Origin of the sequence: Candidatus Limnocylindrus sp. (genome assembly GCF_040397215.1) — a bacterium.
Classification (GTDB): Bacteria; Chloroflexota; Limnocylindria; order Limnocylindrales; family Limnocylindraceae; genus Limnocylindrus.
The window spans coordinates 1-26,177 of sequence record NZ_JBBAWK010000004.1; the positions used below are offsets into that span (position 1 = coordinate 1).

Consider the following 26,177-nt stretch of genomic DNA (forward strand, 5'->3'; position numbering starts at 1 on the left):
GAGTTGATCAGCTTGCGCAGCAGGTCGGTCACGACCTCCTCGTGCGTCATCGCCAGGACCATGTCGCGGCCACCGCGATCGTTGAAGCGGCCCATCTCTGGGCCGATCTGGTCGTAGCGCCCCGTCTCGCGCCACAGGTCGGCGGGATGCACGACCGGCATCAGCATCTCCTGGGCGCCGATCGCATTCATCTCTTCACGGATCACCTGGGTGACGCGCATATTGACGCGCATGCCGAGTGGGAGGAGCGAGTAGATTCCGGCACCGAGCGGCCGAATGTACCCGGCACGGAGCAGGAGCCGATGCGAGGGCATCTCCACGTCGGCGGGGTCCTCCCGGAGGGTCGTAAAGAAGAGTTCACTCATGCGCATGTGGTCAATCCTACCCGCGCGCGGGGCTCTCGTTCAGGAGGAGTGTGTGGATCAGGCTGGGCGGCGGAGGACGTAGCCGATCCCGCGAACGGTCTGGAGGGCCACCGGCTCGGCTGGGATCGCCTCCATGGCCTGGCGCAGGGCGTGCATGTGCACGTCTACCGTGCGTGTTTCGCCGGCATAGTCGTAGCCCCACACCTTGTCGAGGAGCTGCTCGCGGGTATACACACGACCCGTGTTCTCAATGAGGAACGCCAACAGCTGGAAGGCCTTCGGCTTGAGGTGCACCACCGCGCCGTCGCGCAGCACTCGTTGCCCCTCGAGGTCAACCTCCGCCTCGCCGACGCGAAGACGGGCACCCTGGGCCGCGGGGCTCGGATCAGCCTCAGCGCGGCGAAGCACGGCGCGAATGCGCGCAATCAGCTCGCGCGACGAGAACGGCTTCGTCACATAGTCATCGGCGCCAAGGTCAAGGCCACTAACGCGATCGGCCTCAGATGCCTTTGCTGTGACCATGATGATCGGCACCTGGGAGCTGCTGCGAATCGAACGGCAGACCTCGATGCCACCCATCTCGGGGAGCATCAGGTCGAGCAGGATCAGATCTGGTGGAGCGGCGCGAAAGGCGGCGAGCCCTACAGCGCCAGTCTCAGCCTGGGTGACAACGAACCCTTCACTCGACAGCGCATCGGCAAGCGCTTCACGAAGAGCCCGCTCATCTTCAACCAGCAGGATTTTGATCGGTTGTTCAGCCACGGCGAAACTCTGACGGGAGGGTGTTATCGCCATGTAAACGCTAGTTGCCACTCACCAGTGCGATGGCGGCGTCGAGGTGCGCCAGCACGCGAGTGCGACCGAGGAGGCGCATGCTGTCAAAAAGTGGTGGTGTTGCCGTTCGCCCCGTCACCGCAACGCGAAGGGCCATGAAAAGGTCGCCCGACTTCCAGCCCGACGACTCGGCCAGCGCCCGGAGCTGCGCCTCGAGCGAATCTTCAGCATCAAGGAGGGGTTGTTCGCCCTCGCCAATCGTCTCAGCGATCAGCGGGCGCGCCGCTGCAAGCGCCTGCAGGGTGGTGGCAGCATCCCAACGCTTCGGTACCAGCGCGGCACGATCGTGCTCCAACGCCGTGGCGAAGAGGAAGTCGGTGAGCGCCACAGCCGACGAGAGGAGCGGAATGCGATCTCGAATCAACGGGATGAGGGCGACTATTTCCGCATCGGAGGCCGCTCGCTGCAACGTGCCGTCAACTGCAGCACTCTCGTAGAAGGGGCGTAGTCGCACGAGCAGCTCCTCGTTGCTCAGCCGTCGAATCCATTGGCCGTTGAGCCACTCCAGTCGGGTGCGGTCAAACACCGCGCCGGCCTTCTGCACATGCTCGAGGTTGAACCGCTCCTGAAGCTCGTCAATGGAGAGCACCTCATCTTCGCTCCCCGTTGACCAGCCGAGCAGTGCCAGGAAGTTGATCAGCGCCTCAACCAGGAAGCCCTCAGCCCGATAGTCGACGAGGGCGGTCTGGCTCTTGCGCTTGCTCATCTTCGTTCGGTCTGGATTCAGGATCAGCGGCAGGTGGGCAAACTTCGGCAGCGGCACGCCGAGCGCCTCAAAGAGGAGGATGTGCTTCGGCGTGTTGGAGAGGTGATCTTCGCCGCGAATGACATGGGTGATCCCCATGTCGGCATCGTCGACCACAACGGTGAAGTGATAGAGCGGCGTGCCGTCGGCGCGCAAGATCACCAGGTCGCCACCCAGCGCGTCACTGTCAATCTCCACTCGCCCGCGGACAAGATCTTCAATTACGACCACGCCAGGCTTAATTCGGAACCGCAGGGCCGCCGACTCACCTGCTGCGATACGGGCGGCTGAGGTTTCGGCAGGGATCGCGGAACAGCGTCCGGAGTAGCGCGGCGGCAGCTTGGCGGCTTCACGAGCCTTGCGCTCTGCGTCGAGATCGCCTGGGGTGCAGAAGCAGGGGTAGGTCAGCCCCTTAGCGCGCAGCTCATTTGCTACAGCGGTGTATCGCTCACTGCGCTCAGATTGTCTGTAAGGGCCACTTTCACCACGCTCCCCCTCCGCAACCACCCCCTCGTCGGCGGCAAGGCCGAGCCAGGCAAGACCAGCAAGGATGTCCGCCTCAAACTCCTTGGTGGAGCGAGCCGTGTCCGTGTCTTCGACGCGCACGATGTAGGTGCCGCCATGGCGACGTGCGAAGAGCAGGTTGAAGAGCGCTGTTCGCGCCGTACCGATGTGGAACGGCCCTGTTGGGCTCGGCGCAATGCGAACGCGCACGACGTCACTCATGGTCGGACCGGAATCTGGTGGAAGAGGGCAGCATCAACGGCACCGCGTATGACGTGCACGAGCGCAGCGGGACGGAGGCCAAGTGAGGCTCGACCGATCGGCCCATCCAGCGTGAGCGAATCCAGCGATGCGCTCCGAGAGAGGACGGTGATCTTTGCGCCAGGGACGAGCCCACGTGCCTCGAGGTAGCTGAGCAGTGCGGCGTCAGCCTCGGCCGCCTCGGTAACGCGATAGATCGTGGCCGCCTCACCCGCCTCGAGTGATGCGAGTGGCTCCCCCTTCGGGCGCCGAGCTTCGGTTGCCCGATCGATCGGATTCCCGTGCGGGCAAGTCTGCGGATGGCCGAGCATCTCATCGAGGCGCGTCTCAAACTCGGGCGAGATCGATGAGTGCAGTCGTCGCGCCTCTACATCGGCCGCCGCCCACGGCATACCGACGACGCCCGTCAGTAGCCACTCTAGAAGCGCGTGCCGGCGGAAGACGGCATCGGCGGCGCTCTCGCCTGACGTGGTGAGTTTCCAGAGCCGCGCATGCCCGCTGCACGGCGCGATCAGTCGGTCATCGGCGAGTCGGCGGAACATCTCAGCGGCCGCCTGCTTGCTGACCTCGAGATCCTTCGCGACGAGTGACGGGGTGACCCCCTCATCGTCGCTGTGGCTGCGGAAGGCGAGCAGGTACTCCTGCGCCGCCGCTGTGATAGCTGCTCGACGTGTGGTTGCCATAGCCCTGATCCTACCTACGACGCCGGCTCACGGCCGCAAACGCGAGGAGTGCAAAGAGGGCCGCAGCCGCGAGCAGGCGAAGTGAGCCGCTCACCAGCACCGCAATGAGAACGAGCGAGGCTGCGCCAACGGCGAGTGAGGTAGTTCGTTCCACGCCACGTGTACCTGCTCTCTGAGGTCGCGCAACAGGTTCCGCTTGCGTGCGTTCGCGCGGCGTTCGCCGAACAGGTCGTTTTCCTCGGGCTCGATACTCGGGGCCATGCTTGCGAGGGTCGGCATACTCGCGCGGATTGACGGTCCAGTACGTGCCCGAGTCCGCGCCAACCCAGGCGGCTCCATCCCAGACCGGTTCCTCCTCCGTCGCTCCGTCATATGTCGTGGAGCCGGGACGTGCACTCGCTGTCGGTTGTGCGCCAGACTTCGGTCGCGGCGGCTGCGCTGCACGGCGAGGCGCCGGTGTTGGGCGATTTGCTGGCTGATCACGACCGGGCCCAACGAGTCGTCCCGCGGCAATCGCGTCTGCGAGTGCAACCTCATGCGCCTCTGTGATCCGCGCGAACTGCAAAGTCGTCGCCTCACCACCCCCAATTGCATCAGGATGCGTTGACTTTGCTAATCGGCGGAAGGAGATCTTGATGGCAAGTGCAGATGGCCGAGCAGGGAGACCAAGTACTCGCCACGCCACTTCTACGCGCATTTTCGCTGCTGACATGGCCTACGAAACCTTAAGCAGCGAAAGCGATGCTGCTGGAGATACCGTGGCGAGTGCTGCGCCGCCCCGCGGATCGGCAAGGTTCACGATGCGATGCGCCTCGAGCGATGTGGCTGCGGCGACGCTGGCACCGATCGCCGCAAGTACGGCTACGGTCGCGACGCGCCCAGCGCGTGCCGCAGCATCACCATCCTCGGTGCGCACCGCGATGCCATAGCCCGGCAGGCCAACGAGGCAGAGCCCCTCAGCGCCTTGCTTCGCCACAACGAGACCCTCGCCGCCACGAATGAGATCGGTATCGAGAGAGCCTGCCCCAGAGATGAGGCGCGGGTGGCTGACGGCGGCGAACCGAACGCGCTCAAGCAGCGCGCGGTAGCGCTCTGGTACGAGTGGGTCGTGCGGGGTGGCCCAGCGCCGCGCCCCCTCAGCCGCCGCGCGAAGTGGGATCGCCGAGGTGGGGATCGCACAGCCATCAATCCCCCATGGAGCCGCCTGTAGGTCAACGCTCAGCAGCTCACCAACCACGGTGCGCAGCTCGCGCTGCACGGGGTGATCAAAGGCGTCATACCCAATCGGATCGAATCCACGTGCCTTCGCCAGCAGCAAGAGTGAGAGGTGCTGCCCAGAGCACATGTGCGCGAGCAGCTCACCGCTGCCACCACGCGAGCTCTGCGGACGGCCATGTACGAGGTGTGCTGGGTTCAGCCCGAAGATGTCAACCATGCGCTGCGCCACCGCCGTGTGCTCGTCCGCTCCCGCATGGCTCGCCGAGGCGAGTGCGATCATCTCGTCGTCGAGCGTGAGACCGGCCTCGTCTGCTGCGGCGAGCACCGCCACTGCGGTAAAGGGCTTCACGGAGCTCCGCAAAGAGATCAGTCGATCTGGCTCTCCGACGCTTGCAGCCAAGTGACCTCCGATGCCCACCACGACCACATCGCCGCGGTGTGCCGACTCGGTGATCTGGCCGCGCTGCACCACCGTAATCACCGGTGGTGGCACTCCCTCGCCGACGCGAGCGTCGCTCATGCCAGCCCGAGGGCCTTGTCAACCTCTGTCAGGCCGCGGTCGATCACATCAAACGCAAAGTCGAGCTCTTCGTTCGTGATGATGAGCGGTGGATTCGTGAAGAATCCATTCCATCGCACGATTGTATAGAGGCCGTTCTTCCGGAAGAGCGCTCCGAGCGCCGCCATCTCTGGTGCGCTCGTATTGAACGCCGCGATCGGCTCTTGCGTCTTCGGATCGCGCACGAGTTCAATGATTCCGAACAAGCCAATGTTTCGAATTGGACCGACGCAGGGGTGCTTCGCCTTCATCCGCTCGTGATGCGCACGGAGCGTCTTTCCCATCGTTGCGGCGCGGGTGATCAGGTCGTCCTCCTCGTAGACCTCGATGGTGGCGAGGGCAGTCGCGCAGGCGAGCGGATGGCTGTTGTAGGTCAACCCTCCACCGAACACCTTCTCGGCGAAGTGATCGGCGATCGGTCGTCGCATGCCAAGTGCACCCAGTGCCACATAGGCGCTGGTCAAACCCTTCGCCATGGTGATCATGTCGGGCACGACGCCTGAGTGGTCAATGGCGAACCACTTCCCTGTTCGGCCGAATCCGGCCATCACCTCATCGGCAATCAGCAGAATGCCGTGGCGGTCGCAGATGTCACGCAGGCCCTGCATATAGCCATCGGGCGGAATGAGGATGCCATTGGTGCCCACAACCGGCTCGACAATAATCGCGGCAACGGTCTGCGGCCCTTCGAAGCGAATGATCTTCTCGGTCTCCGCAAGTACATCAGCAGCGGGTCGTGGCTCTGCAGCGCCGAATTCGTGGAAGTCTGGGATGCGGAAGATGCCAGGCATGCCGGGCTCCGCGAACCAGCGACGCGGGTCGCCTGTTGCGCTGAGCGCTCCAGAGGTTCCGCCGTGATACGAGCGATAGCGTGCGGCGATCTTGTGACGACCTGTGTAGAGGCGCGCGATGCGGAAGGCGTTCTCGACCGCTTCGGCGCCGCCGTTGGTGAAGAAGAAGGCGTCGATATCACCAGGGCAGATCTCGGCGAGCTTCGCGCCGAGTCGGGCGCGTGGCTCCGTTGCCATAAATGGGTTCGCGTAGGCGAGGAGGGCCGCCTGATCTGTGATGGCCTTCAGCACACGCTCATCGCCGTGGCCGATGTTGGTGCACATCAACTGGCTGTTGAAGTCGAGGAACTTCTCCTCTTCGGGGGTCCAGAACCAGGAGCCCTTCGCGCGGGCAATTGGAATAGGGTTCGCTGCAGCCTGCGCAGACCATTCGGTCATGGTGTGACGCTTCGAGAGGGCCACCATCTCTGGCCCACTCATTGGGGTTCTCTTGGCTGCGCTCATGGTCCCTCCCGCCGGTTAGGCGCAGGCGCGCCCTCTTACCCCTCAGGATACCCCCCTTCTGGTGGTGCGTGGCGCGAGACAATCACGCCGTGGGCTGCGCTCGGGGCGCGGATCAGCGAGAATCTCGCCATGGCAACAACGATTGAGAGCTTGGCCGCACAGAGCGCCCCGGCAACCCTAAAAAACTTCATCAACGGGCACTGGGTCGCCTCCTCTTCGAGCGAGCGGCTGGTGGTGCCAAACCCGGCAACCGAGGCCCCCCTCGCCTACGTGCCCCTCTCCAATGCCGCCGACGTACAGGCTGCCGTCGATGCCGCCCGCGCCGCAGCCTTCGAGTGGGGCGAGATGCCGCCACCGGAGCGTGCCGGCTACCTCTTTAAGCTGCGCGAGGCGATGCTCGACAACCGCGAGGCGCTCGCCAAGCTCGTCACGACCGAGAACGGGAAGGTGCTGAGCGATGCCACCGGCGAGGTGCGCCGCGGCATTGAGGTCGTTGACTTTGCCTGTGGCGCTCCAACGCTCCTTATGGGCCAGAGCCTCGACCAGGTCTCGCGCGGCATCGACTCCGAGATGGTGCGCTTCCCTGTTGGTGTCGTCGCCGGCATCACCCCGTTCAACTTCCCCTTCATGGTTCCCATGTGGATGCTGCCACTCGCGATCGCCTGCGGTAACTCCTTCATCTTGAAGCCATCCGAGCGCACCCCAATCTCGGCGCAGCGCATCATCGAGATCTGCGAAGAGGCCGGCATTCCGGCGGGCGTGGTGGGACTCGTGCACGGCGCCGTCGAGACGGTCACCGGCCTCATCACGAGCCCAGGCGTCGACGCGATCAGCTTTGTTGGCTCTGAGCGCGTGGCGCGCATCGTCTATGAGACGGCAGCGAAGAGTGGCAAGCGCGTGCAGGCGCTCGGTGGCGCCAAGAACCACATCATCGCCATGCCCGACGCGGTGCTCGACCAGAGCGTGCCGAACATCGCGGAGTCTGCCTTCGGCAATGCGGGGCAGCGCTGCCTCGCAGGCTCAGTGCTCACCCTTGTTGGTGAGGCGCGCGAACGTATGCTGCCGCGACTCCTTGAACACGCCGACACGATCAAGATGGGATTCGGCCTTGATGCTGGTATCTCGCTCGGCCCCGTGATTCGCGGCGAGGCGCGCGAGCGCATTCATCGACTGGTCGACGAAGGGGTCGCCGCTGGTGCCAAGATGCTGCGTGACGGACGCGGCACCGGCCCTGCACAGGGCTACTTCGTTGGCCCAACGCTGCTTGAGATCGCACCAACGTCGCCACTCGCACGCGAGGAGCTTTTCGGGCCGGTCCTCTCCGTGCTCTACGCCAAGGGCCTTGATGAGGCGCTCCGCCTGATGGCCGAGACGAACGAGTACGGCAATGCCGCGAGCATCTACACCGCCTCCGGCTCTGCGGCGCGCGAGTTCAAGCGCAAGGCAACCTCGGGGATGCTCGGCGTGAATGTGGGTGTTGCCGCCCCAATGGCCTTCTTCCCGTTCAGCGGCCGCCGTAAGAGCTTCTTCGGCGACCTGCACGCGACCGGTCGCGATGGGGTGGAGTTCTACACCACGAAGAAGGTGATTACCGCTCGCTGGTTCTAATCGAGAGCGCCGTCGGCGCTAGAGCAGATCGACGAGCTCTTTCACCGCATCTGCGGAGCGCTGGAAGGCGGCCGACTCATCAGCCGTGAGCGTGATCTCAATGATCCTCTCGATGCCGTTCCCGCCAATCACCACAGGGACCCCAACGTAGAGTCCATTCACGCCGTATTCGCCCTCCATGAGCGCGGCACATGGAATCAACCGATGGCGATCGAGCAGGATGCTCTCCACCACTTCAAACGTGGCGGCCGCTGGCGCGTAGTAAGCCGAGCCGGTCTTTAGAAGCTCAACGATCTCCGCGCCACCGCTGCGGGTGCGCTTGACGATCGCCTCAATGCGATCCGCGGCGAGGAACTCTGGAAGCGGAATGCCGCCGATCGATGAGTAGCGCGGCAGTGGAACCATCGTGTCACCGTGGCCGCCGAGCACGAACGCCCGCACATCCTCAACGCTCACACCAGCCTCCTGCGCGATGAAGGTGCGATAGCGCGCGGAGTCGAGGGTGCCGGCCATGCCGATCACCCGGTGCTTCGGAAAGCCCGAGGCCCTCATTGCCACATGGCACATCGCATCGAGCGGATTGGTGACGACAACCAAGATGGCGTCAGGAGAACGCTTCGTTGACTCGGTTACAACGCTGCGCACAATGCCAGCGTTGGTGTTCAGCAGATCGTCGCGGCTCATCCCTGGCTTACGGGCGATGCCGCTGGTGACCACGATCACATCGGAGTTCGCCGTGTCGTCGTAGTTGTTGGTGCCGAAGATGTGGGCGTCGTGACCCACGATCGGAGCCGCCTCGGCAAGGTCGAGCCCCTTCCCCTGCGGAAGCCCCTCAACGATGTCAATTAGGACGACATCGGCGAGCCCGGATTCAGCGATGCGCTGTGCAGTTGTGGCGCCAACGTTCCCTGCGCCAATAACGGTGACCTTGCGACGCTGAATCCTTGCCATGAGCCCTCCTCTACCGACGGTGTCGCCGAGCACGCTGATCCTACCGCTGGCGCCGCTTCTTAGCGGGGGTAGCGGTTCGCAGGCGCACGAAGGCGACCATCAGGGTGGCCAGTAAGACCGCCCCCATCACGAAGTAGGCGGTCGCAATGCCACCCACCTTCCAGTTCTCCAGTCGAAGCCCCTCAAGGGCGAGGCGGGTCACGCTGTACCAGGCGACGGCGCCGAGGCCGATCATGCCAGGGAGCAGGTGCCCCTTGAGCCGCTGCCCGAGCGCGGGGAGAATCAGTGCGCCCACAAGCCCCGATAGCGACTCGTAAAGGAAGAGCGGATGGAACGTTGCCGCGTCGCCGATCGTTGCGCAGGAGACGCTGATCGCTCGATGGGCGCAGTCAATCGCGAGTCCCCAAGGAAGATCAGTTGGTGCGCCGTAGAGCTCCTGGTTGAACCAGTTCCCCCAGCGCGCAATAGCCTGCATCACCAGGATCGCCGGGCCAGCAACGTCAACCCAGCCCCACGGCTCTTGGCGCCAGCGGCGCAAGATCACCACGAGGGCGATTGCTCCCGTGATGAGTCCGCCTGGAGCGCCGAGCCCCTCATACGGCGGGATGATCGCGGCAAAGGGATTCGACGCATAGAGGCGGTCCCACGCATCAATCACGTGATAGAGGCGGCCTCCTGCAAGTGCCGCAATCGAGATGATGATGAGGCCGTCGAGGATGAGCTTCTCGTTTAACGAGCGACGACGCGCCTCGCGCACCATAAAGCGATAGGCAACCAGCAGGCCCACGGCATACAGCAAGCCGTACCAGCGAATGACAAGTGGGCCGATCGCCACCAGGATGGAGTCTGGCGGCAGCGGCAACATCTAGACGTTGACTCCGATCAGCGATCCAACAGCGTAGGTAATTGCTGCCGCTGCGGCACCGATGGCGAGCTGACGTAGTCCAGTATAAATCGCTGACTTGCCAGTCAACAGGCTCACTGCGGCACCGACACTGAAGAGCGAGGCCGCCGTCAAGGCGATGCTGATCAAGAGTGCGGTGGAACCGTTTAGTAGGATGAACGGCAAGAGCGGCACGAATGCGCCGATCGCAAAGGCGAAAAACGACCCGATGGATGCACCCCAAGGTGATCCAAGCTCCTCTGGGTCTAGGCCGAGCTCTTCGCGCACAAGCGTCTCAAGTGCAATCTTCGGATCAACCATCAGGCGCTTGGCAATCAATTTTGCTTCGTCATCGGAGAAGCCGCGTGCCTTATAGATCGCTGCGATCTCAGCCTCCTCCTCTTCGGGCATCGCCTCAAGCTCTGCGCGCTCCAGTTCAATCTGGCGTTCAAGGAGCTCAGTCTGGCTGCGCATCGATACGTACTCACCTGCCCCCATGCTGAATGCACCGGCAAGGAGGCCTGCGACACCAGCAAGCACCACGAAGCCACCCTGGCTGCTAGCCGTGGTCGCCCCCGCGATGCCCATCACCAAGGCGGCGTTAGAGACAAGGCCATCGGAGACGCCGAAGATGGTTGCTCGCAGCGTGCCGCTGTTGCCAGCTCGGTGCCACGGCTCGCGGGCCTTCATCTCAGCGAGCGCAGTTCGATAGGCACCCTCGCTCTTTCCAGCATCAAGTTCGCGCCAGATGTCGGCGTGCTTCACCTCATCGGCGGCAATATCAGTGACCTCTGCCACGTCGCTATGAGTGCTGTAAATCTCCTCTTCGTACCCTTCGAGCGCCTTGACCATTTCACTCACAGCACGTGTGCCGAAGAGGCGAGCAAGGAGAGTGATTTGGCGCACGCGCCAACTTGGGCGCTTGCTGGCAGGCACCTGCTCGCCGAGGCTGAGGAGCTTCGCCTCCCAGATAGCGGCGTGACGGCGCTCGCTGGTGGCGATGCGTTCAAAGGCGCTGCGCCGCGCAGGATCCTTCTCGATCTTGGCGAGGGCGTCGTACAAGAAGATTGCGTCGCGCTCTAAGGCCAGGCCAGCGATGCTTGCGGCGCGATCCTTGATCTCTTGCATTGGGGCTCCCCTCTTGCGCATTTGGTGCGCGTCGCCCCCATCGTAGCGCGCTGCGCAGGGCTAGGTCTGAAGCACCACCCACCCCTGATCGTCGACGCTCACCACGTGAACCCCGAGCGGAATCTCAGCCGGTGGATCGAGCGGCTTCCCACTCTCAAGGTCAAATCGCGAGAGGTGCAGGGGGCAGGTCACCGTGGGCCGGTCAACGGTGGTTGGCGAGAGGAAGCCGCGATCCAGCTCGCAATACTCGTGGGTGCAAACGCCGTCGACCGCTAACAGCTTGCCGCCACGATTCACCACCAAGATCGCCGCGCCACCTGGCCACGCAAGGCGCATCGTGCCGTCAGGAAGTTCGACTGCGGGGAAGAGGCGCTCTGCTGGCATCTGCGCCGGTTAGGAGGCGAGCGCCGCAGGCTGCTTCGCCAACGCAGCATCGAGCTTCGCAGCAAGCACCTCGCGCAGGCGCTCAGCGTCGGCATCGAGTGGGAGTGCAGCGACAACGGGCTCGAGGAATCCCATCACGATGGTGCGGCGCGCTTCGGCATCGGTCAGCCCGCGCGAGCGGAGGTAGAAGATCTGGGCGGGATCGATTGGTCCAACGGAGCTCCCGTGCGCCGCGCGCTCACAGTCGGGCTGGTCGATCCAGAGCGATGGGATCGCAACGCTGCGCGCTGTCTTCGAGAGGAGCATGCCGAACTCACCGAGGTAGGAGTTCGTGCCACGCCCGCTGCGCGGTATCGTCGTGACCCCCTTGATGTAGCCGCGCGCGTTTCCAGCAAACACACCCTTCGCCAAAAGGTCGCCAACCGTCTTCTGGCCGGAGTGCAAGCTGTAGGTGGTGAGGTCGTGAATCTGATCACCTGCGCCAAAAACCACCTCAACCTGGCGAACGCCAGATCCATCGCCCGATAGGAGGTGATCGATGCGCCCGCGCACCAGCCGTGCGCCAACCTGCGCCACGGTGAGCTGCAACTGCGCCTTCTCGCCAAAGGTATGGCGACGGACCGTCACATAGGCGCGGTCTTCAGGAAGGTCTTGAATGGATGAGAGCGCCAATGATGAGCGGGCGCCGAGCGTGATCTCGCTACTGATCGCCAAGAGTGAGGTTGCGACGCCGGGCACGGCGGCGCTGCCGCTGATCTCTTCGACGATCGAGGCCTGTGCGCCATCGCCAAGCTGCACGGCGATGCGGGCAAGAAGTGAGGAGCCAGACTCTGGGGCGACGACGCGAATCACGATCGGTGCGCTCAGGCGACCAGCGTTGAGCATGATCGAGACGCCGGTGTTCCAGAGTGCGGCGACGAGCGCGGCGGTGCGGTCCTCGCTGGCGCCACCCATCGGCGTGTATGGACTGAGCGGCGTGGCGCTCAGACCAGCGGCGGTTGCCTCCGCACCGAGGTAGGCGGCAACACCTGCGCTTGAGATTTCAATGACTGCAGCGGCGCCCACTGGCAGCGCAGCGGCGGGAAGTTCTCGGATCTCCTGCGGTAGGACGGCGGGCGCGGCGCGCTCCACCTCTGCCGCTCGCAAGTCAACGTATCCGGTGAAGAGCAGGTTTGACTCCGTTGGCAGGGCGTGGAACGCGGCGAGTGCCGCCGCGCGCTCAGCTAAGCCAGCGCCTCCTGGGCTTAGCGTGGTGATCATGTCAGTGGTTGCCCACTCGAGTGGGAGATCAGCGAGAGCGCGACGGGTCACCCGAGGGCCCCCTCCATCTCGAGTCGAATCAGGCGATTGAACTCAAGGGCGTACTCCATCGGCAATTCCTTGGTGAAGACTTCAAGAAAGCCCTGCACGATCAGATTCGTTGCCTCGTTCTCCGTCATCCCTCGGCTCATCAGATAGAAGATCTGATCATCGGAAACACGCCCGACCGTCGCCTCGTGGCTCATCGAGGTGTCGTCTTCTTGGATATCGATGTATGGATAGGTCTCGGAGCGGCTCCCCTCATCGAGGATCAGCGCATCGCAGCGCACGCTGGTGGTCACTCCAGTTGCGCCAGGCGCCACGCGAACGGTACCGCGGTACGTTGCCACGCCGCCGTCCTTGCAGACCGACTTGCCCACAATGCGGCTGGTGGTGTTCGGCGCAAGGTGAATCGCCTTCGCGCCGGTGTCTTGACGCTGACCCTTTGAGGCGACAGCGACAGAGACGATTTCGGCGTGCGCCTTCTCGCCAAGCAGGTAGATGCCTGGGTACTTCATGGTGAGCTGTGCGCCCGTGTTGGCATCGATCCACTCAACGGTGGCACCAGCGTGCGCGTGCGCCCGCTTCGTCACCAGGTTGTAGACATCGTTCGACCAGTTCTGAATGGTCGTGTAGCGGACCTTTGCGCCGGGCAGTGCAATCACCTCGACAACGGCGACGTGCAGCGAGTCGGTTGCCCAGTTTGGCGCGGTGCAGCCCTCGATATAGTGAAGGCTCGCGCCTTCGTCGACAACGATCAGGGTGCGCTCGAACTGTCCGGTGTTCTGTCCGTTGATGCGGAAGTAGGCCTGCAGTGGGAGCGGTACCTCGACGCCCTTTGGCACATAGACGAACGAGCCACCCGACCAGACGGCCGAATTGAGGGCGGCAAACTTGTTGTCTTCTGCTGGAATAACGGTGCCAAAGTACTTCTTGAAGATCTCTGGGTACTCCTTCATCCCCTGGTCGGTACCCATGAAGACGACGCCGAGCTTCTGCAAGTCTTCTCGAACGGAGTGGTAGACCACTTCGGAGTCGTACTGCGCGCCAACGCCCGAGAGGAACTTGCGCTCCGCTTCAGGGATGCCGAGTCGCTCGAAGGTCTTCTTGATCTGGTCAGGAACGTCGTCCCACGACTTCTCTTCGCGCTCGGATGGCTTGCGGTAGTAGACGATCTTCGAGAAGTCGAGCTTCGTGAGGTCGCCACCCCACATCGGCATCGCACGGGCTTCAAAGTGCTTGTAGGCGCGGAGGCGGTACTCCAGCATCCAGGCTGGCTCGTCTTTCGTCTCGGAGATCTCCCGAACCGTGGCCTCGGTTAGGCCGGCCTTCGTCTCGCGCAGGTAGGTGATGTCGTCGTGAAAGGCGTACTGCTCCCGTTCATCGCGAACCGTCTCCTTGGCGATCGTCATGGAGCCTCCTTTTCCCTGCTCGACCCTACGGGGTAATCCTTAGTAATCCTATCAGGATTGGCTTGGCACCCCGATTACGCGGCCTTCGCCCGCTTACCGCGCGAGAGGCTCTCCTTGAGCCCGTCAATGAGGCTGTACACCACTGGCACTACGAGCAGGGTGAGCAGCGTCGATGAGAGGAGTCCGCCAATCACCACCGTGCCGAGCTCGGCGGCGATGATCGACCCTTCGCTCGGCCCTGCTGCGAGCGGCAGGAGCGCCAAGATCGTGGCGACCGCCGTCATCAGGATCGGGCGCACGCGTGTTGCGCCCGCGCGCAGAAGGGCATCCCTCGTAGGGACCCCCTCGTGGCGTAGCTGCTCGACGCGGTCGAGCAGCACGATGGCATTCGTGACCACGATGCCGATGAGCATCAGGAAGCCGATGAGCGCAGAGATGCCGATCGGGCGATTCGTGATCAGGAGTGCCGGGAAGGCACCAATCACGGCGAGTGGCAGGCTGAACATGATCACGAGCGGATCAACAAGCGAGTTGAAGACCAACACCATGGTCAGGTAGACGAGCAGGATGGCAACGGCCATCGCGGTGAAGAGGCCGCTGAACGAAGCGTTCTGCTGCTCTGTCACGCCCGCGAGACGCACGCTGACCTTGCTCAACTTCCCTGTGTCCTGCAGATCGGTAACCGCTGTCTTCACGGCGGTGTTCACGGCGCCCGTGTCGGCAACAGCAATCTCACCAGTCACGTTTGCGGCGAGCGCCTGGTCGATACGCGTAATGCTCGACGGTACGGAGAGCTCTTCGATTGTTGCGATGCTGCTGAGCGGCACCTTCTTCGTAACACCCACCAGGTAGGCACCAAGTTGGGTGATGTCGTTGACGGAGCCGCTGTCGATCTTGATGGAGAGGTTCACCTTTGAGCCATCAATGCTGATCTGCCCGAGCTGCGATCCAACCAGGAGATTTCGTACCTCACCAGCAACCTGCGCCGCTGAGAGGCCGGCCATCGCGGCCGCTGATGGGTTGACGGTGATCTCAATCTGGCGGCCAGCCTTTACCAGGTCACTCTTCACATTTGCGAGATCGCCATTTGCGGCGAGCGTTGTGACGAGGAGGTCTGATGCGGCCTCAACTTCAGTGGCACGATCACCGGTGACGATCACTGATATGGCGTTGGAGCCGGCGGCAAATCCGACCTCTTCCACCGTAACGGTCCAGCCCTGGGTGCCAACAGCGGCGAGCTCATTCGCGAAGCGGGTCTTCGCCTCTGCAAGGCTCGAATCGGCGGTGAGCCGCACCGTCATTCGTGCAGCATTTGGTGCTCGCCCCGTCGTGGCAGCGACGAGCGTCTGTGTGCCAGTTGCGTCTGCGCTTGGGATTGAGGTCGTTACCAACTCAACAGATAGGTCCTTGGCAAGAATCTCGTACGCTGCGCGGCTCCGTGTGAGCACGCGGTCAGTTGAGGTGCCGATTGGTGGGTTCACCGTGATGGTCAACACCTTGTCGCTACCACTGTTCAGGAACTGCGTTGGGATCGCACTCACGAGCGATGTGGCCCCTAGGAAGAGGCTGAACGCGATCAGTAGGGTCATGAGCTTCGTGGCGCGGCGGCGCAGGGCAAGGCCGAGGATTGGTAGATAAATACGACCCCAGATTGAGACCTCTTCACGGTCAGTGTCGACCGCGTACGGAATCGTTGCCTTGGAGCCCTTAACCTTCACCAAGAAGTAGGCAAGCACTGGGATCACTGTTAACGCAACGACCAGCGACGCGAGTAGGGCATAGGTGACGGTGAGTGCGAATGGGAGGAAGAACTGGCTGATCAGGCCGCCCACGACCCCGAGCGGCAGGAAGACCGCGATCGTCGTGATGGTCGAGCTGGTGATCGCCGAGGCAACCTCACGCGTGCCGTTGAGCACCGCTTCGCCGATCGGCTCCCCTTGGCTGCGATGTCGGTAGATGTTCTCCAGGACCACGATGGAGTCGTCGACGACGCGGCCGACCGCAACGGCGAGACCACCGAGGGTCATGATGTTGATCGTGATGCCAGTCGTTGACATGAGGATGATCGCCGCCAAGACGCTCAGCGGAATGCTCACCGCGGCAACGATGGTCGATCGCAGGTTCAGCAGGAAGACGAAGATGACGATAACGGCGAAGGCGGCACCAAGGCCACCCTCCCGCAAGAGCGAGTCAATGGAATCAAGGATAAAGATTGATGCGTTGGTGACGACCGACTGCTTCATCTGGGCCGAGTGCGCCTCGGCAAACTTCTCAATGGCGGCAATCGATTCCTGGGCGGTGGTGACCGTATTGGCATCAGCCGACTTGCTCACGCTGATGGTCAGGCCAGGGGTACCGTTCGTCTCGGACCAGCCCGTGGTGTGCACCTCGGCGAGTGATACAGTCGCAACATTTTTCAGGAATACGGCGTATGGCTGGCCCGCTGGCGTGACCCCGCCCCCAACGATGAGGTTCTCAAGGTCGGCAACCGAGGTGAAGCGCCCAGTGGCCGACACGGGCACGAGGGTGCTGCCCGTTGGGAGTTGACCACCCGGATAGGTCAAGTTGTTCGCCTGAATCAGGCCTTGGACCTGCGACATGCTGACGCCCGTAGCGGCGAGCTTTGCGGCGTCAAGTTGAATGTAGGCCTGGGTCTCACTGCCACCCGAGAGATCTGCCGCGGAGATTCCGGTGATGCCGCGGAGGCTCGGCATTAGCTCGCTCTGCGCAAGCGTTGCCAGCCCCATCAGGGTCGTATCGCCCTTTGGGGTGAGGGTGGCGATGACGACGGCAGCCGAGTTGATGTTGAAATTGCGAACGATTGGGGTGACTCCCGAGGGCAGGCGCGAACTATCGATCGCAGCCTGAATCTGGCGCACGATCTCTTTTACGTCGCTCCCGTAGGCGAACTGGGCCGAAACGAAGCCGAGCCCGGTCGTTGAAACAGATCGGAGAGACTCGATACCCGCAACTGAGGCGACAGCGGCCTCAATTGGCGCCGCCACCTGCTCGGCGACGTCGGCGGTGCCTGCGCCTGGGTATGGTGCGATCACGGTGATGATTGGGAAGTCAATGTTTGGAAGCAGCTCCTGCTTGAGGCTCCCCCAGCTCGCTACGCCCCCGCCGAAGACTGCGAGTGCGATGAGAATGGTCACGCTGCGTCGAGCGACCGCGAGCTTCGTAAGGAAAAACATGGAGTCCCCCTCTATTTCGCCGATTGAAGTGGGCAACAACTGCCAACAGGCGTAGTATCGCGGAATCCCGCCGATGATGCTGCGGGGCTAAAAACCTATTAAGGGGGGTTAATCATGACCACGCGAACGGCGACCGCCACATGGAACGGCTCACTCCTCGAGGGCTCTGGGGCCATCACCTCGTTTGAGAGCGGTGCAATCGGCACGCTGCCCGTGAGTTGGCCGCGACGATCAGAGGCACATGACGGATCAACCTCCCCAGAAGAGTTGCTCGCCGCAGCTCACGCATCTTGCTTCGCGATGGCGCTCTCTGGCGGCCTCGCGCGCAACGAAACTCCAGCAATGCAGCTCGACGTTTCAGCGACAGTAACCTTCGAGAAGGTCGAGGCGGGTTGGCGCGTGACGAAGTCTGCACTCGCCTTGAAGGGTGATGTTCCGGGCCTTGATGCTGCGAAGTTTGCAGAGCTTGCTGAAGGGGCGAAGGGCGGCTGCCCGATTTCAGCAGCGCTGGCAGGGAACGTCGAGATCACCCTCTCGATTAACGCCTAAGCCTCGTCGCGCGCCGCGCGGATCGCTGCGGCGGTCCCGCGCGCGATGCGCGCAATCTCATCGTCGCCAATGACGAACGGTGGACCGATCACAATTTGGTCGCCGTCGACGCCGTTGGCCTGGCCTGTGGCGCTATAGAGCAGCAGGCCGACATCGGCAGCGTTCTTGGCGTGCGCGATCACGCGCTCGGTGACGCGCTTGGCACGCGCGTGCGGCGCCTTATTAGCGCGGTCGGCAACCAGTTCAATCCCGAGCAGAAGTCCACGCCCGCGAATCTCGCCGACCCACGGATCATCAACGAGCTCTGCTTCGAGTGCCGCGCGTAGCTTGGCGCCTCGGGTCGCCGAGGCCTCGATCAGGTTCTCGTCGCGCAGAATCTTCAGCACGGAGCGCGCGACGGCGGCTCCAGGAATCGAGTGGCTATACGTGAAGCCGTGGACGAAGCCGCTCGCCAAGATCGGCTCAGCTACGTGTCCGGCTGCTGCAACAAAGCCGAACGGCCAATAGCCACTCGTGACTCCCTTTGCGGCGAGCAGCAGGTCCGGCTGCAGGTCCCAGTGATTCACGCCGAACCAGGTTCCAGTTCTGCCGAATCCAGTCATCACCTCATCGGCAATGAGCAGCACCTTGTTGCGCGCGCACCAGGCGCTGACCGCTGGCCAGTAGTCGTCGGGTGGGACGGCGGCGGCGAGCGTTGCGCCAACGATCGGCTCGGCAACGAAGGCGGCGATGCGTCCTGGGCCAACGCGGCTTAGCAGCGCGTCAAGTTCGGCGACCGCCTCGGCGCCGCTGGCAATCGCGTTGGCGCCGTCGAGACCAGCACGATACGAATACGGGGCCGAGACATGCTCAAAGCGCCCGAGCCAAGGCTCATACGGTCGGCGCAAACCAGTGCGGCCGGAGAGGTCGAGGGCACCAAGGGTGTTGCCGTGATAACTCCCCCAGCGGCTCACCACCACGGTGCGATTGGGTTCACCCTGCGCCAGCCAGTAGGCGCGCACCATCTTGAGCGCCGTCTCCGCAGCCTCCGAACCGCCAGAGACCGGATAGAGCGACGGGTCTTTCATTGGTAGAAGTGGACAAATCTCACTCGCCCAGGCGTCGAGCGCCTCGGCGGTGAAGGCGCTCCCGTGGGCGTAGGCGATCTTTGCCATCTCTGCCGCTGCGGCGTCGGCAACGGCGCGTCGGCCGTGGCCGATCCCCACCACAATGGCGCCGCCTGCGGCATCGAGGTAGCGACGCCCCGACGTGTCGGAGATGTAGGCACCATCACCAGAGGCGGCGATGGGGAGCGCGGGACCGCCGCGGCTGAAGATCTTGCCGCTACTCACGAGACGTATGCCCCGGTCGGGTCGAGCTCTTCGCGGATCAGGCGCAGCTCCTCGTCGGTCGGCGTCGGCGTGGCGGGGAAGCTCTGCGGGATGCGGATCTCCCAACCGATCGATGCACGCACCTCATCAAGGGTTGCGCCCGGATGCAGGCTGCGCAGCGCCATCTCACCGTCGTCGTCGAATCCATAAACGCCGAGATCGGTGATAACGCCCGATGGTCCACTGCCGCCCCAGCCCTGCGCCGCGCGCGTCTTCGCCGCCGCGACGGCGCCGCCAAGATTGCCAGGCGAGGTGCGGAAGTCGAGCTCCTTCACAAAGCTGCGCGTGCTCTGGCGCATGATCACCAGAATCTCTTTGGCGTTGATCGCGATCTCGCATGCGCCACCCGACCCAGGGAGGCGCGTCTTCGGTGCCGCGTAGTCGCCGATCACCGTCGTGTTCAAGTTGCCGAATCGATCGATCTGCGCGCCGCCGAGGAAGCCCACATCGATGCGACCCCCCTGCAGGTAGAGGCCGAAGAGGTCGTGCATGGAGACGGTGGCGGTGGAGCCGGTCACGATCGTTGGGTCACCAATCGAGAGTGGAAGTCGTGCGGGATTTGCGCCGAAGACGCCCGCCTCGTAGACCAGCTCCATCTCTGGTGCGACGGTGCGCTTGGCGAGGTTCACGGCGATGTTCGGGAGGCCCACCCCCACGAAGCAGACGCGCTTTCCGGTCAGGGCGTGCGCAGAGGCGACGACCATCAACTCGCTCTTGCTCGCCGGACGCTGCGCGCTCATCGGTAGTCTCCGTAGTCAACCGAACCAGATGGGGCACTCGTTGGGGTGAGCCCCTTGAAGTAGTCGCCACCGAACTTCGCCACGTAGGCGGCGCGATCCTTTACGCCGTAGACCCACTCCTGCAGCCACGCCTCGGTGGCGGCGGCATCGCGGCTGATTGTGTCCCATTCGCGATAGAAGGCATTGTCGCGATCGTACGAACCTTGCACGTACGACGGGTGCGCACCGAACGGTTCGCACACTACGGCGCTCACGATCAGCCCAGGAGCAATGGTGCGATTCGGATCGGCGCGGATCACACTGGTTGGCACGATCTCTTCAACAACGGCGATCACGCGCTTCGCAGCGAATGCCGCCTCCTTCTGGCAGCCGAGTAGGCCCCACATCTGTACGTTCCCCTCAGCGTCGGCGCGCTGGGCATGGATGATCGTCACGTCGGGGTTGAGCGGCGGCACGGCGTAGACCTCTTCACCACCAAACGGGCTCTGTACGGTGCGAATCAGCGGATTCACCCTCGGCAGGTCGCTCTCGGAGTAGCTGCGCAGCGGGTAGAACGGGAGGCGGTGCGCGCCCGCCACATAGCGACCGACCATGCCGTGATGGCTGTACTCCTCGATCTCAAGGAGTGATTCGCCGGGGGCGAGCGCGGCTGGCTCCGTGCGTCGACGAATCGCATGCAGCGAACCGACGCCAGGATTGCCCAGCCAGCTGAAGATCAACTTCTTGGCGCAGCCTGCAGCGACCATCTGGTCGTACACGAGATCGGGCGTCATGCGCGCCAGCGTCAGGTTGCGTCGCCTCTGTCGAATGATCTCGTGCCCCGCTGCAAACGAGATGCAGTGGGTGAATCCTTCGATTGCCACCGTATCGCCGTCGTGCACATGCGCGGCGATTGCTGTGCGCATATCGACGAGTTTCGAGGTGCTCACCTGCTTACCCCTGCGCCTGGCGGCTGGTGCCCGCGCATGGGCGCTCGCTCAATGCCGTGCGGCGACTGCGGCTGCGGCTTCAGAGAAGATGCGAACGGCCGTATCTATTTCAGCTTCGTTCACAACGAGTGGAGGGCTCATGCGCACGCCGCGGTCGCCACAGGTCAGCACGAGAAGGCCGCGCTCAAACGCCTCAACCTCAACCTCGCCAGCGATATCGGCATCGGTGAAGTCGACGCCGATCATCAGGCCGATGCCACGAATGTCGGTGACGTGCTTATTTCCGGCAAGGCCGGCGCGCAGCCCCTTGAGCGCTTGTGCGCCGCGGTCGATCGCGTTCTGCATCAGGTTCTCATCGCGAATCACTTCCAGGGTGGCGATAGCCGCCGCTGCAGCGACTGGATTGCCGCCAAAGGTTGAACCGTGCGAGCCTGGCTTCCAGCGCATCCAGTGCTCTTTGGCAACAACGGCGCCGATTGGCATCCCTGAACCGAGACCCTTCGCCGCAGCGATGATGTCGGGCTCGATGCCGAAGTTTTCAATTGCCCACATCTTGCCAGTGCGACCAATGCCTGATTGCACCTCGTCAACAACGATGGCAATGCAGTACTTGTCGGCGATCGCCTTCAGTCGTGGGAAGAAGTCCTTGTCGGGGACGATATAACCACCCTCACCTTGAACCGGCTCAACCACGAATGCGGCAATCTCGTCGCCAGGGATGGTGCGCGCAATGATGCGCTCCTCAAGCTCGTCGAGGCCCTCACTGCCGAATGGCACGTGCAAGAAGCCTGGTGCAAGTGGGCCAAAGTGGGCGTGATACTTCGCCTTGGAATTTGTCAGCGTCAGTGCGCCAAGGGTTCGTCCGTGAAAGCCGCCAACGAAACCAACGATCCACTGGCGGCCACTCATGTAACGCGCCAACTTGATGGAAGCCTCGACCGCTTCGGTTCCTGAGTTCTGTAGGAGGACCTTTGATGGCCCCTTCCATGGTGCCGATGCGGCGAGCGCCGAGGCGAGCTCCTGGTAGCGCTGCTCGTAGAAGTCAGAGGCGCTGTAGTGCAAGAGGCGCTGCGCCTGCTGCACGATCGCGTCCACCACGCGTGGATGACAGTGGCCCGTCGAGTTCACGGCGATGCCGGCGCAGAAGTCGAGGAAGACGTTCCCGTCCTGATCCTCAACACCCATCCCGAAACCGCGGACTGGTGCAAACGGATAGGCACGAGGCAGGCTTCCAGAGACGACCGCTTGGTCGGCGGCTACCTGGGCGAGAGCCCTTGGGCCGGGCACCTTGGTGACGAGGTGCGGCAGCGTGGCTGGCCAGGTTGCAGGCTTCTCGGCGATCGTCATGGTGTCCCTCCTATGGATGCTTTCTATGCGGAGTGTATACGAGGATTTCCCCCGTTTAGCGGACGATTGTCTGGCTCTGCTCACGCAGGTACTGCGGAACGTAATAGAGGCCGCCACCCGACTTCCCTGTCGTGCCCGACTTCTTCCAGCCGCCGAACGGCTGGACCATCGGCCATGCACCGGTCGTGGCGCCGACACGGCGGTTCACGTAGATCACGCCACCATCAATGGTGTCGAGGAAGGTCTTGATCTCGGCCTCGTCCTCGGTGTAGCAACCGGCGGTCAGGGCGTACTCGCTCTCGTTGGCGAGGGTGATCCCCTCTTCGAACGAGGCGATCTTCGCCACCGCAACGAACGGCGTGAAGAGCTCGTCCGTAAAGAGGCGGTGCGTTGCTGGGAGCCCCGTCACCACGGTCGGTGCGACGTAGAAGCCCTTGGCGAGATCGCCATCGGTCAGGCGGCCGCCGCCGACCTCGATCGTTCCATCACGCTTCGCCTCGTCACAGGCCCGCATAAAGGTGTCGACCGAGCGCTGGTTGATGATTGGGCCAAGGAAGACGCCGCGCACCGTTGGGTCGCCGACCTTCAGCGCCTTCGTCTTCTCTACGAGGTGCTTCACGAATTCGTCATGCACTGACGCTTCAATGTAGACGCGGCTATTCGCCGAGCACTTTTGCCCACCGAGACCGAACGCCGAACGAAGGACCCCTTCGGCCGCCTTCTCGAGATCCGCGTGCCTTGAGATGATCGTTGGGTTCTTTCCGCCCATCTCAACAATGACGGGCTTCGGATAGTTCTTGGCGAATGATCGGTAGACCTGCATGCCCACCTCGGCTGAGCCAGTGAAGGTGATGCCGGATACGTCGTGGTTCTCCTGCAGTTCTGCGCCAACACTTTCGCCTGGCCCCATCACCATGTTGAAAACACCGGCAGGAATTCCTGCATCGCTAATCGCTTGTGCGAGCAGCACCGCCGAGAGCGGCGCCTCTGACGAAGGCTTCAGCACAACCGAGTTGCCGGCAACGAGTGCCGCACCAACTGGACCGCCCATCAGGGCGAAGGGGAAGTTGAACGGGCTGATCACCGCCCAGACGCCGTACGGCTTGAGGACGGTGGTCGTTTCGACCTTTGCATCACCAAGGTTCCCCATGGTGTGGATGTAGCCCTTGTTGCGCTCAACCTCACTGGCGTAGATGCGGAAGAAGTCGGCGGTCTCTTCGACGTCGCCGAGTGCCTCGAGACGGTTCTTGCCAACCTCAATAGAGAGGAGTGCGGAGTAGAGGAACTGTCGCTCGCTGATCAGCTCAGCCGCCGCGCGAATCAGGGCAACGCGCTCCTGCCATGGCCGCTTCGACCAGGCTGGGAACGCCGCCTTTGCTGCAGCGATGGCCGCCTTGGCGGTGTTGCGGTCGCCCTTACTGAAGGTGCCAACAACGCTGCCGTCGATTGGCGACTTCTTGACGAAGGTGTCGCCTGCGGTGGACCAGCTGCCGTTAATGAAGTTGCCGTATGTGCCGCCCATCATGGCGCGAGCCTGCGCGAGGCCTGCCTCGTACCCAATATGGATCTCCTCATTGGAGTCGTTCAGGGTGGCGTACGTGATCTTCAATTTCTCAGCCATGGGTCCATCCTTACTTTGGAGCGCGCATGCGGCGCGCCATCCCGCTGAGTCTACCGCGCGGCGGCGGCTCGGCAGGAGGGGCAGCGCCCTTGGAGTGAGAGGTGGTCGAGGTCGGCGGCATAGCCGGTGACCCGCTCGATCGCAGCAAGGATCGGCTTCGCTGCGGCGGCATCAAGCTCCACCTCGGCACCGCACCCCTGGCAGTGCACGTGACCGTGCGCAACTACTACCTCGAGGTGGTAAGTCTCGCGGCCGTCGGCGCCATGGTGGTGGCTAGCGAACCCCAGCTCTTCGAGGAGATCAAGCGTGCGATAGACCGTTGAGGGGGTCGCCGAGGGATCTGCCGTTCGCACGCGCTCCACCAGCTCGGCACCGGTCGCGTGGCCGTCGGAGGCGGCCAGCACGTCGGCGATCAGCTGCCGCTGCTCGGTCCAACGTTGGCCGCGCCCCTGCACCGCCGCCTGAAGGCGGGTGGCGAGGCTTCCTTGTGGATCGGGCGTGGGCTTCATCTCAGGGAGGATACGGGAATCCTTATTGCAACGTATTGCGATAGACTCGAACTGTGATTCATACGATGCACCTCCCCGACGGTTTCCTGGCGCCGCAGTTGGCGCTCGCCCTCTGGCTCCTCACGGCAGTGATCGTTGGGATCGCCCTGCGTCGATTAGCGGCGAGCCGCGATACAGCGGGTGCGGCCGGCCGACCGATCCTGATGGGCCTTGTCGGCGCGTTCATCTTCGCCGCCCAGATGTTTAACTTCCCCGTCGCCGCAGGCACGAGCGGACATCTCCTCGGCGGTGTACTCGCCGGCTATCTGCTTGGACCGTGGGCCAGCACGATCGTGATGACGACGGTCATCGGTGTGCAGGCGCTCCTCTTTCAGGACGGTGGCCTGCTCGCTCTCGGCGCCAACATCTTCAATATGGGGATCATCGGCACGTTGGGGGGCACCCTTTTTGCCCGAGCTCTCGCGCTCACACTTGGTAATGGACGCAGCGCTCGCATTGGCGCCGCTGGCGTTGCCGGCTGGCTCTCCGTGATGGCCGGAGCTGGCGTAACCACACTCGAATTGGGACTGTCGGGCACGACGAATGTCTCCGTGGGACTCCCCGCGATGCTGAGCGTGCATGCGCTGATCGGCGTTGGCGAAGCGCTGATCACCATTGCTGCGCTGACCTTCATCGCCACCACTGCGCCAGACCTGCTGGGCGAGAGGTCTACCGTGCAGCACTCCATCCTACGGCGCGCCGTTGCGGGTTTCGGCGCCACCTTCGTCGTTATTGGGCTCGCGACACTCTTCGCGTCGACGAATCCTGATGGACTGAACTCTGTCGCGCAGGCACTTGGCTTCTCACACTTCCAAGCTGGTGCACCGTTCAAACTGTTCGCCGGCTACGCCATCCCTGGACTCAACGGCACGGCGTCCACGATCATCGCAGCACTCATCGGTGCAGTCGCCATTGCTGGTCTCCTCTTTGGGCTGAGCCGGCTGGCAGCGTCGCAATCGGATAAAAGATGAGCCGCACTACGCCGGGCGGTCGCGATGCGCGTGCCGCAGTAATCGCTGCACTCCTCTTCGTTCTTAGCATCGCCCTTCTGCCGATGGGTGCCTACGTGGCCATCGCGTTTAGTTGGTTTGTGGTGATCACTGCGGGTGCCTACGTCGGTATCTCGCCGTTGCGGCTCGCGCGACGCGGAGGGATTGCGCTCCCATTTGTTCTCGCAGCAATACCGGTCATCTTCCTGCGCACCGATGAACTCCTGTGGAGCGGTGCAATCGGCCCGCTCTCACTCAGCATCTCTGGGGCGGGACTACGGATTGCGCTTACTGCAGTGCTAAAGGCTTGGGTCAGCGTGCAGGCCTCCATCGTGCTCATCACCTACGCCGATGCCCCGACCATCGTCACGGCGCTTCGCCGCATGAAGCTTCCTGACGCGATTGCGACCAGTGCTGGCCTCACGATTCGCTACCTCGAGCTCCTTCGTGATGAGGCGCGACGCATGCTCCGCGCGCGCACCGCGCGCTCCGCGAGCCCGGTGGGCACTGGTCGAGAGCGAATCGGCGGCAGCATCTCGTGGCGTGCGCGAACGACAGGGAACTTGGTCGGCTCGCTCTTCTTGCGCGCCTACTCCCGAGCGCAGCGCATTGAAGAGGCCGCCACCTCGCGCGGTGCGACTGGCTCGCTCTCTATCGGCACCCTGCCCGTCGCCGACCCGCGCCTAACGATTAAGGTGATCGGCGTGCTCGCCCTTGTGCTCTCCCTGACCCTCGCCGGCGCGCTGCTGCCCCGCCTGTAG

At 63.3% G+C, this 26,177-nt stretch carries 23 protein-coding genes and 1 pseudogene; 4 read left to right on the plus strand and 20 right to left on the minus strand.

What is annotated here, in order from left to right:
• The 7 genes and pseudogenes from AC3LCN_RS01905 to AC3LCN_RS01935 all read right to left on the minus strand — a co-directional run.
• A pseudogene (locus AC3LCN_RS01905) lies at positions 1-365 on the minus strand (proline--tRNA ligase); the annotation flags it as partial.
• A 57-nt stretch (positions 366-422) separates the two neighbouring features.
• Positions 423-1,127, minus strand: a complete 705-nt coding sequence (locus AC3LCN_RS01910) for a response regulator (protein ID WP_488648402.1) — start codon at positions 1,125-1,127, stop codon at positions 423-425.
• Positions 1,128-1,167: 40 nt separating this feature from the next.
• A complete protein-coding gene (gene gltX / locus AC3LCN_RS01915; RefSeq protein ID WP_488648403.1) occupies positions 1,168-2,670 on the minus strand; it encodes a glutamate--tRNA ligase in 1,503 nt (500 codons plus the stop codon).
• Positions 2,667-3,392, minus strand: coding sequence for a metal-dependent transcriptional regulator (locus AC3LCN_RS01920; protein ID WP_488648404.1), 726 nt, complete (start codon positions 3,390-3,392; stop codon positions 2,667-2,669). The genes gltX and AC3LCN_RS01920 overlap by 4 nt, the downstream gene beginning before the upstream one ends.
• A 10-nt stretch (positions 3,393-3,402) precedes the next feature.
• Positions 3,403-4,104 (minus strand): J domain-containing protein, encoded by a 702-nt coding sequence (locus AC3LCN_RS01925; RefSeq protein ID WP_488648405.1) that lies wholly within the window; start codon positions 4,102-4,104, stop codon positions 3,403-3,405.
• 3 nt (positions 4,105-4,107) lie between these two features.
• Positions 4,108-5,130 (minus strand): asparaginase, encoded by a 1,023-nt coding sequence (locus AC3LCN_RS01930; RefSeq protein ID WP_488648406.1) that lies wholly within the window; start codon positions 5,128-5,130, stop codon positions 4,108-4,110.
• Positions 5,127-6,464, minus strand: coding sequence for an aminotransferase class III-fold pyridoxal phosphate-dependent enzyme (locus AC3LCN_RS01935; RefSeq protein ID WP_488648407.1), 1,338 nt, complete (start codon positions 6,462-6,464; stop codon positions 5,127-5,129). The genes AC3LCN_RS01930 and AC3LCN_RS01935 overlap by 4 nt, the downstream gene beginning before the upstream one ends.
• A 129-nt stretch (positions 6,465-6,593) precedes the next feature.
• Between AC3LCN_RS01935 and AC3LCN_RS01940 the strand changes: the two genes are divergently transcribed.
• On the plus strand, positions 6,594-8,072 hold the full coding sequence (locus tag AC3LCN_RS01940; protein WP_488648408.1) for a CoA-acylating methylmalonate-semialdehyde dehydrogenase: 1,479 nt from the start codon (positions 6,594-6,596) through the stop codon (positions 8,070-8,072).
• 18 nt (positions 8,073-8,090) lie between these two features.
• On the opposite strand, the gene mdh is transcribed toward AC3LCN_RS01940, so the two are convergent.
• From mdh to AC3LCN_RS01975, 7 genes are all read right to left on the minus strand, one after another.
• On the minus strand, positions 8,091-9,023 hold the full coding sequence (mdh, locus tag AC3LCN_RS01945) for a malate dehydrogenase (protein ID WP_488648409.1): 933 nt from the start codon (positions 9,021-9,023) through the stop codon (positions 8,091-8,093).
• Positions 9,024-9,063: 40 nt separating this feature from the next.
• Entirely contained in the window at positions 9,064-9,888 is an 825-nt protein-coding gene (gene lgt, locus AC3LCN_RS01950) for a prolipoprotein diacylglyceryl transferase (RefSeq protein WP_488648410.1), read from the minus strand.
• The gene (locus tag AC3LCN_RS01955) at positions 9,889-11,055 is read right to left on the minus strand and encodes a VIT1/CCC1 transporter family protein (protein WP_488648411.1); all 1,167 of its coding nucleotides are present in this window, start codon (positions 11,053-11,055) and stop codon (positions 9,889-9,891) included.
• Between the two features lie 39 nt (positions 11,056-11,094).
• Positions 11,095-11,418, minus strand: a complete 324-nt coding sequence (locus tag AC3LCN_RS01960) for a Rieske (2Fe-2S) protein (protein WP_488648412.1) — start codon at positions 11,416-11,418, stop codon at positions 11,095-11,097.
• Positions 11,419-11,427: 9 nt separating this feature from the next.
• A complete protein-coding gene (locus AC3LCN_RS01965) occupies positions 11,428-12,729 on the minus strand; it encodes a SufD family Fe-S cluster assembly protein (RefSeq protein WP_488648413.1) in 1,302 nt (433 codons plus the stop codon).
• Positions 12,726-14,123, minus strand: coding sequence for a Fe-S cluster assembly protein SufB (sufB, locus tag AC3LCN_RS01970; RefSeq protein ID WP_488648511.1), 1,398 nt, complete (start codon positions 14,121-14,123; stop codon positions 12,726-12,728). Before sufB ends, AC3LCN_RS01965 begins: the two co-directional genes overlap by 4 nt.
• An 80-nt stretch (positions 14,124-14,203) precedes the next feature.
• Positions 14,204-17,323: an efflux RND transporter permease subunit gene (locus AC3LCN_RS01975; protein ID WP_488648414.1), complete on the minus strand. Its 3,120-nt coding sequence runs from the start codon at positions 17,321-17,323 to the stop codon at positions 14,204-14,206.
• A gap of 114 nt (positions 17,324-17,437) precedes the next feature.
• On the opposite strand from AC3LCN_RS01975, the gene AC3LCN_RS01980 reads away from it, so the two are divergent.
• Positions 17,438-17,872 (plus strand): OsmC family peroxiredoxin, encoded by a 435-nt coding sequence (locus tag AC3LCN_RS01980; protein WP_488648415.1) that lies wholly within the window; start codon positions 17,438-17,440, stop codon positions 17,870-17,872.
• On the opposite strand, the gene AC3LCN_RS01985 is transcribed toward AC3LCN_RS01980, so the two are convergent.
• The 6 genes from AC3LCN_RS01985 to AC3LCN_RS02010 form a co-directional block, all read right to left on the minus strand.
• Positions 17,869-19,203: an aminotransferase family protein gene (locus AC3LCN_RS01985; protein ID WP_488648416.1), complete on the minus strand. Its 1,335-nt coding sequence runs from the start codon at positions 19,201-19,203 to the stop codon at positions 17,869-17,871. The genes AC3LCN_RS01980 and AC3LCN_RS01985 overlap by 4 nt on opposite strands.
• Positions 19,200-19,982 (minus strand): CoA-transferase subunit beta, encoded by a 783-nt coding sequence (locus tag AC3LCN_RS01990; RefSeq protein WP_488648417.1) that lies wholly within the window; start codon positions 19,980-19,982, stop codon positions 19,200-19,202. Before AC3LCN_RS01990 ends, AC3LCN_RS01985 begins: the two co-directional genes overlap by 4 nt.
• The gene (locus AC3LCN_RS01995) at positions 19,979-20,887 is read right to left on the minus strand and encodes a CoA transferase subunit A (RefSeq protein ID WP_488648512.1); all 909 of its coding nucleotides are present in this window, start codon (positions 20,885-20,887) and stop codon (positions 19,979-19,981) included. Before AC3LCN_RS01995 ends, AC3LCN_RS01990 begins: the two co-directional genes overlap by 4 nt.
• Before the next feature lie 72 nt (positions 20,888-20,959).
• Positions 20,960-22,258 (minus strand): aminotransferase class III-fold pyridoxal phosphate-dependent enzyme, encoded by a 1,299-nt coding sequence (locus AC3LCN_RS02000; protein WP_488648418.1) that lies wholly within the window; start codon positions 22,256-22,258, stop codon positions 20,960-20,962.
• 55 nt (positions 22,259-22,313) lie between these two features.
• Positions 22,314-23,879, minus strand: coding sequence for an aldehyde dehydrogenase family protein (locus AC3LCN_RS02005; protein WP_488648419.1), 1,566 nt, complete (start codon positions 23,877-23,879; stop codon positions 22,314-22,316).
• A gap of 50 nt (positions 23,880-23,929) precedes the next feature.
• Complete coding sequence (locus AC3LCN_RS02010; protein WP_488648420.1) at positions 23,930-24,388, minus strand: Fur family transcriptional regulator; 459 nt, start codon at positions 24,386-24,388, stop codon at positions 23,930-23,932.
• 53 nt (positions 24,389-24,441) lie between these two features.
• Here AC3LCN_RS02010 and AC3LCN_RS02015 point away from each other — a divergent pair, with 53 nt between their 5' ends.
• Both AC3LCN_RS02015 and AC3LCN_RS02020 read left to right on the plus strand, forming a co-directional pair.
• The gene (locus AC3LCN_RS02015; protein ID WP_488648421.1) at positions 24,442-25,398 is read left to right on the plus strand and encodes an energy-coupling factor ABC transporter permease; all 957 of its coding nucleotides are present in this window, start codon (positions 24,442-24,444) and stop codon (positions 25,396-25,398) included.
• Positions 25,395-26,177, plus strand: a complete 783-nt coding sequence (locus AC3LCN_RS02020; RefSeq protein ID WP_488648422.1) for an energy-coupling factor transporter transmembrane component T — start codon at positions 25,395-25,397, stop codon at positions 26,175-26,177. The genes AC3LCN_RS02015 and AC3LCN_RS02020 overlap by 4 nt, the downstream gene beginning before the upstream one ends.

Coding starts and splice junctions, on each gene's coding strand:
- AC3LCN_RS01960 (WP_488648412.1), bottom strand. CDS start 11,418: ATGCCAGCAGAGCGCCTCTTCCCCGCAGTCGAACTTCCTGACGGCACG.
- mdh (WP_488648409.1), bottom strand. CDS start 9,023: ATGGCAAGGATTCAGCGTCGCAAGGTCACCGTTATTGGCGCAGGGAAC.
- AC3LCN_RS02005 (WP_488648419.1), bottom strand. CDS start 23,879: ATGGCTGAGAAATTGAAGATCACGTACGCCACCCTGAACGACTCCAAT.
- AC3LCN_RS01925 (WP_488648405.1), bottom strand. CDS start 4,104: ATGTCAGCAGCGAAAATGCGCGTAGAAGTGGCGTGGCGAGTACTTGGT.
- AC3LCN_RS02020 (WP_488648422.1), top strand. CDS start 25,395: ATGAGCCGCACTACGCCGGGCGGTCGCGATGCGCGTGCCGCAGTAATC.
- AC3LCN_RS01930 (WP_488648406.1), bottom strand. CDS start 5,130: ATGAGCGACGCTCGCGTCGGCGAGGGAGTGCCACCACCGGTGATTACG.
- AC3LCN_RS02010 (WP_488648420.1), bottom strand. CDS start 24,388: ATGAAGCCCACGCCCGATCCACAAGGAAGCCTCGCCACCCGCCTTCAG.
- lgt (WP_488648410.1), bottom strand. CDS start 9,888: ATGTTGCCGCTGCCGCCAGACTCCATCCTGGTGGCGATCGGCCCACTT.
- AC3LCN_RS01955 (WP_488648411.1), bottom strand. CDS start 11,055: ATGCGCAAGAGGGGAGCCCCAATGCAAGAGATCAAGGATCGCGCCGCA.
- AC3LCN_RS02000 (WP_488648418.1), bottom strand. CDS start 22,258: ATGACGATCGCCGAGAAGCCTGCAACCTGGCCAGCCACGCTGCCGCAC.
- AC3LCN_RS01990 (WP_488648417.1), bottom strand. CDS start 19,982: ATGAGCGCGCAGCGTCCGGCGAGCAAGAGCGAGTTGATGGTCGTCGCC.
- gltX (WP_488648403.1), bottom strand. CDS start 2,670: ATGAGTGACGTCGTGCGCGTTCGCATTGCGCCGAGCCCAACAGGGCCG.
- AC3LCN_RS01980 (WP_488648415.1), top strand. CDS start 17,438: ATGACCACGCGAACGGCGACCGCCACATGGAACGGCTCACTCCTCGAG.
- AC3LCN_RS01940 (WP_488648408.1), top strand. CDS start 6,594: ATGGCAACAACGATTGAGAGCTTGGCCGCACAGAGCGCCCCGGCAACC.
- AC3LCN_RS01975 (WP_488648414.1), bottom strand. CDS start 17,323: ATGTTTTTCCTTACGAAGCTCGCGGTCGCTCGACGCAGCGTGACCATT.
- AC3LCN_RS01935 (WP_488648407.1), bottom strand. CDS start 6,464: ATGAGCGCAGCCAAGAGAACCCCAATGAGTGGGCCAGAGATGGTGGCC.
- AC3LCN_RS01995 (WP_488648512.1), bottom strand. CDS start 20,887: ATGCGCACAGCAATCGCCGCGCATGTGCACGACGGCGATACGGTGGCA.
- AC3LCN_RS01920 (WP_488648404.1), bottom strand. CDS start 3,392: ATGGCAACCACACGTCGAGCAGCTATCACAGCGGCGGCGCAGGAGTAC.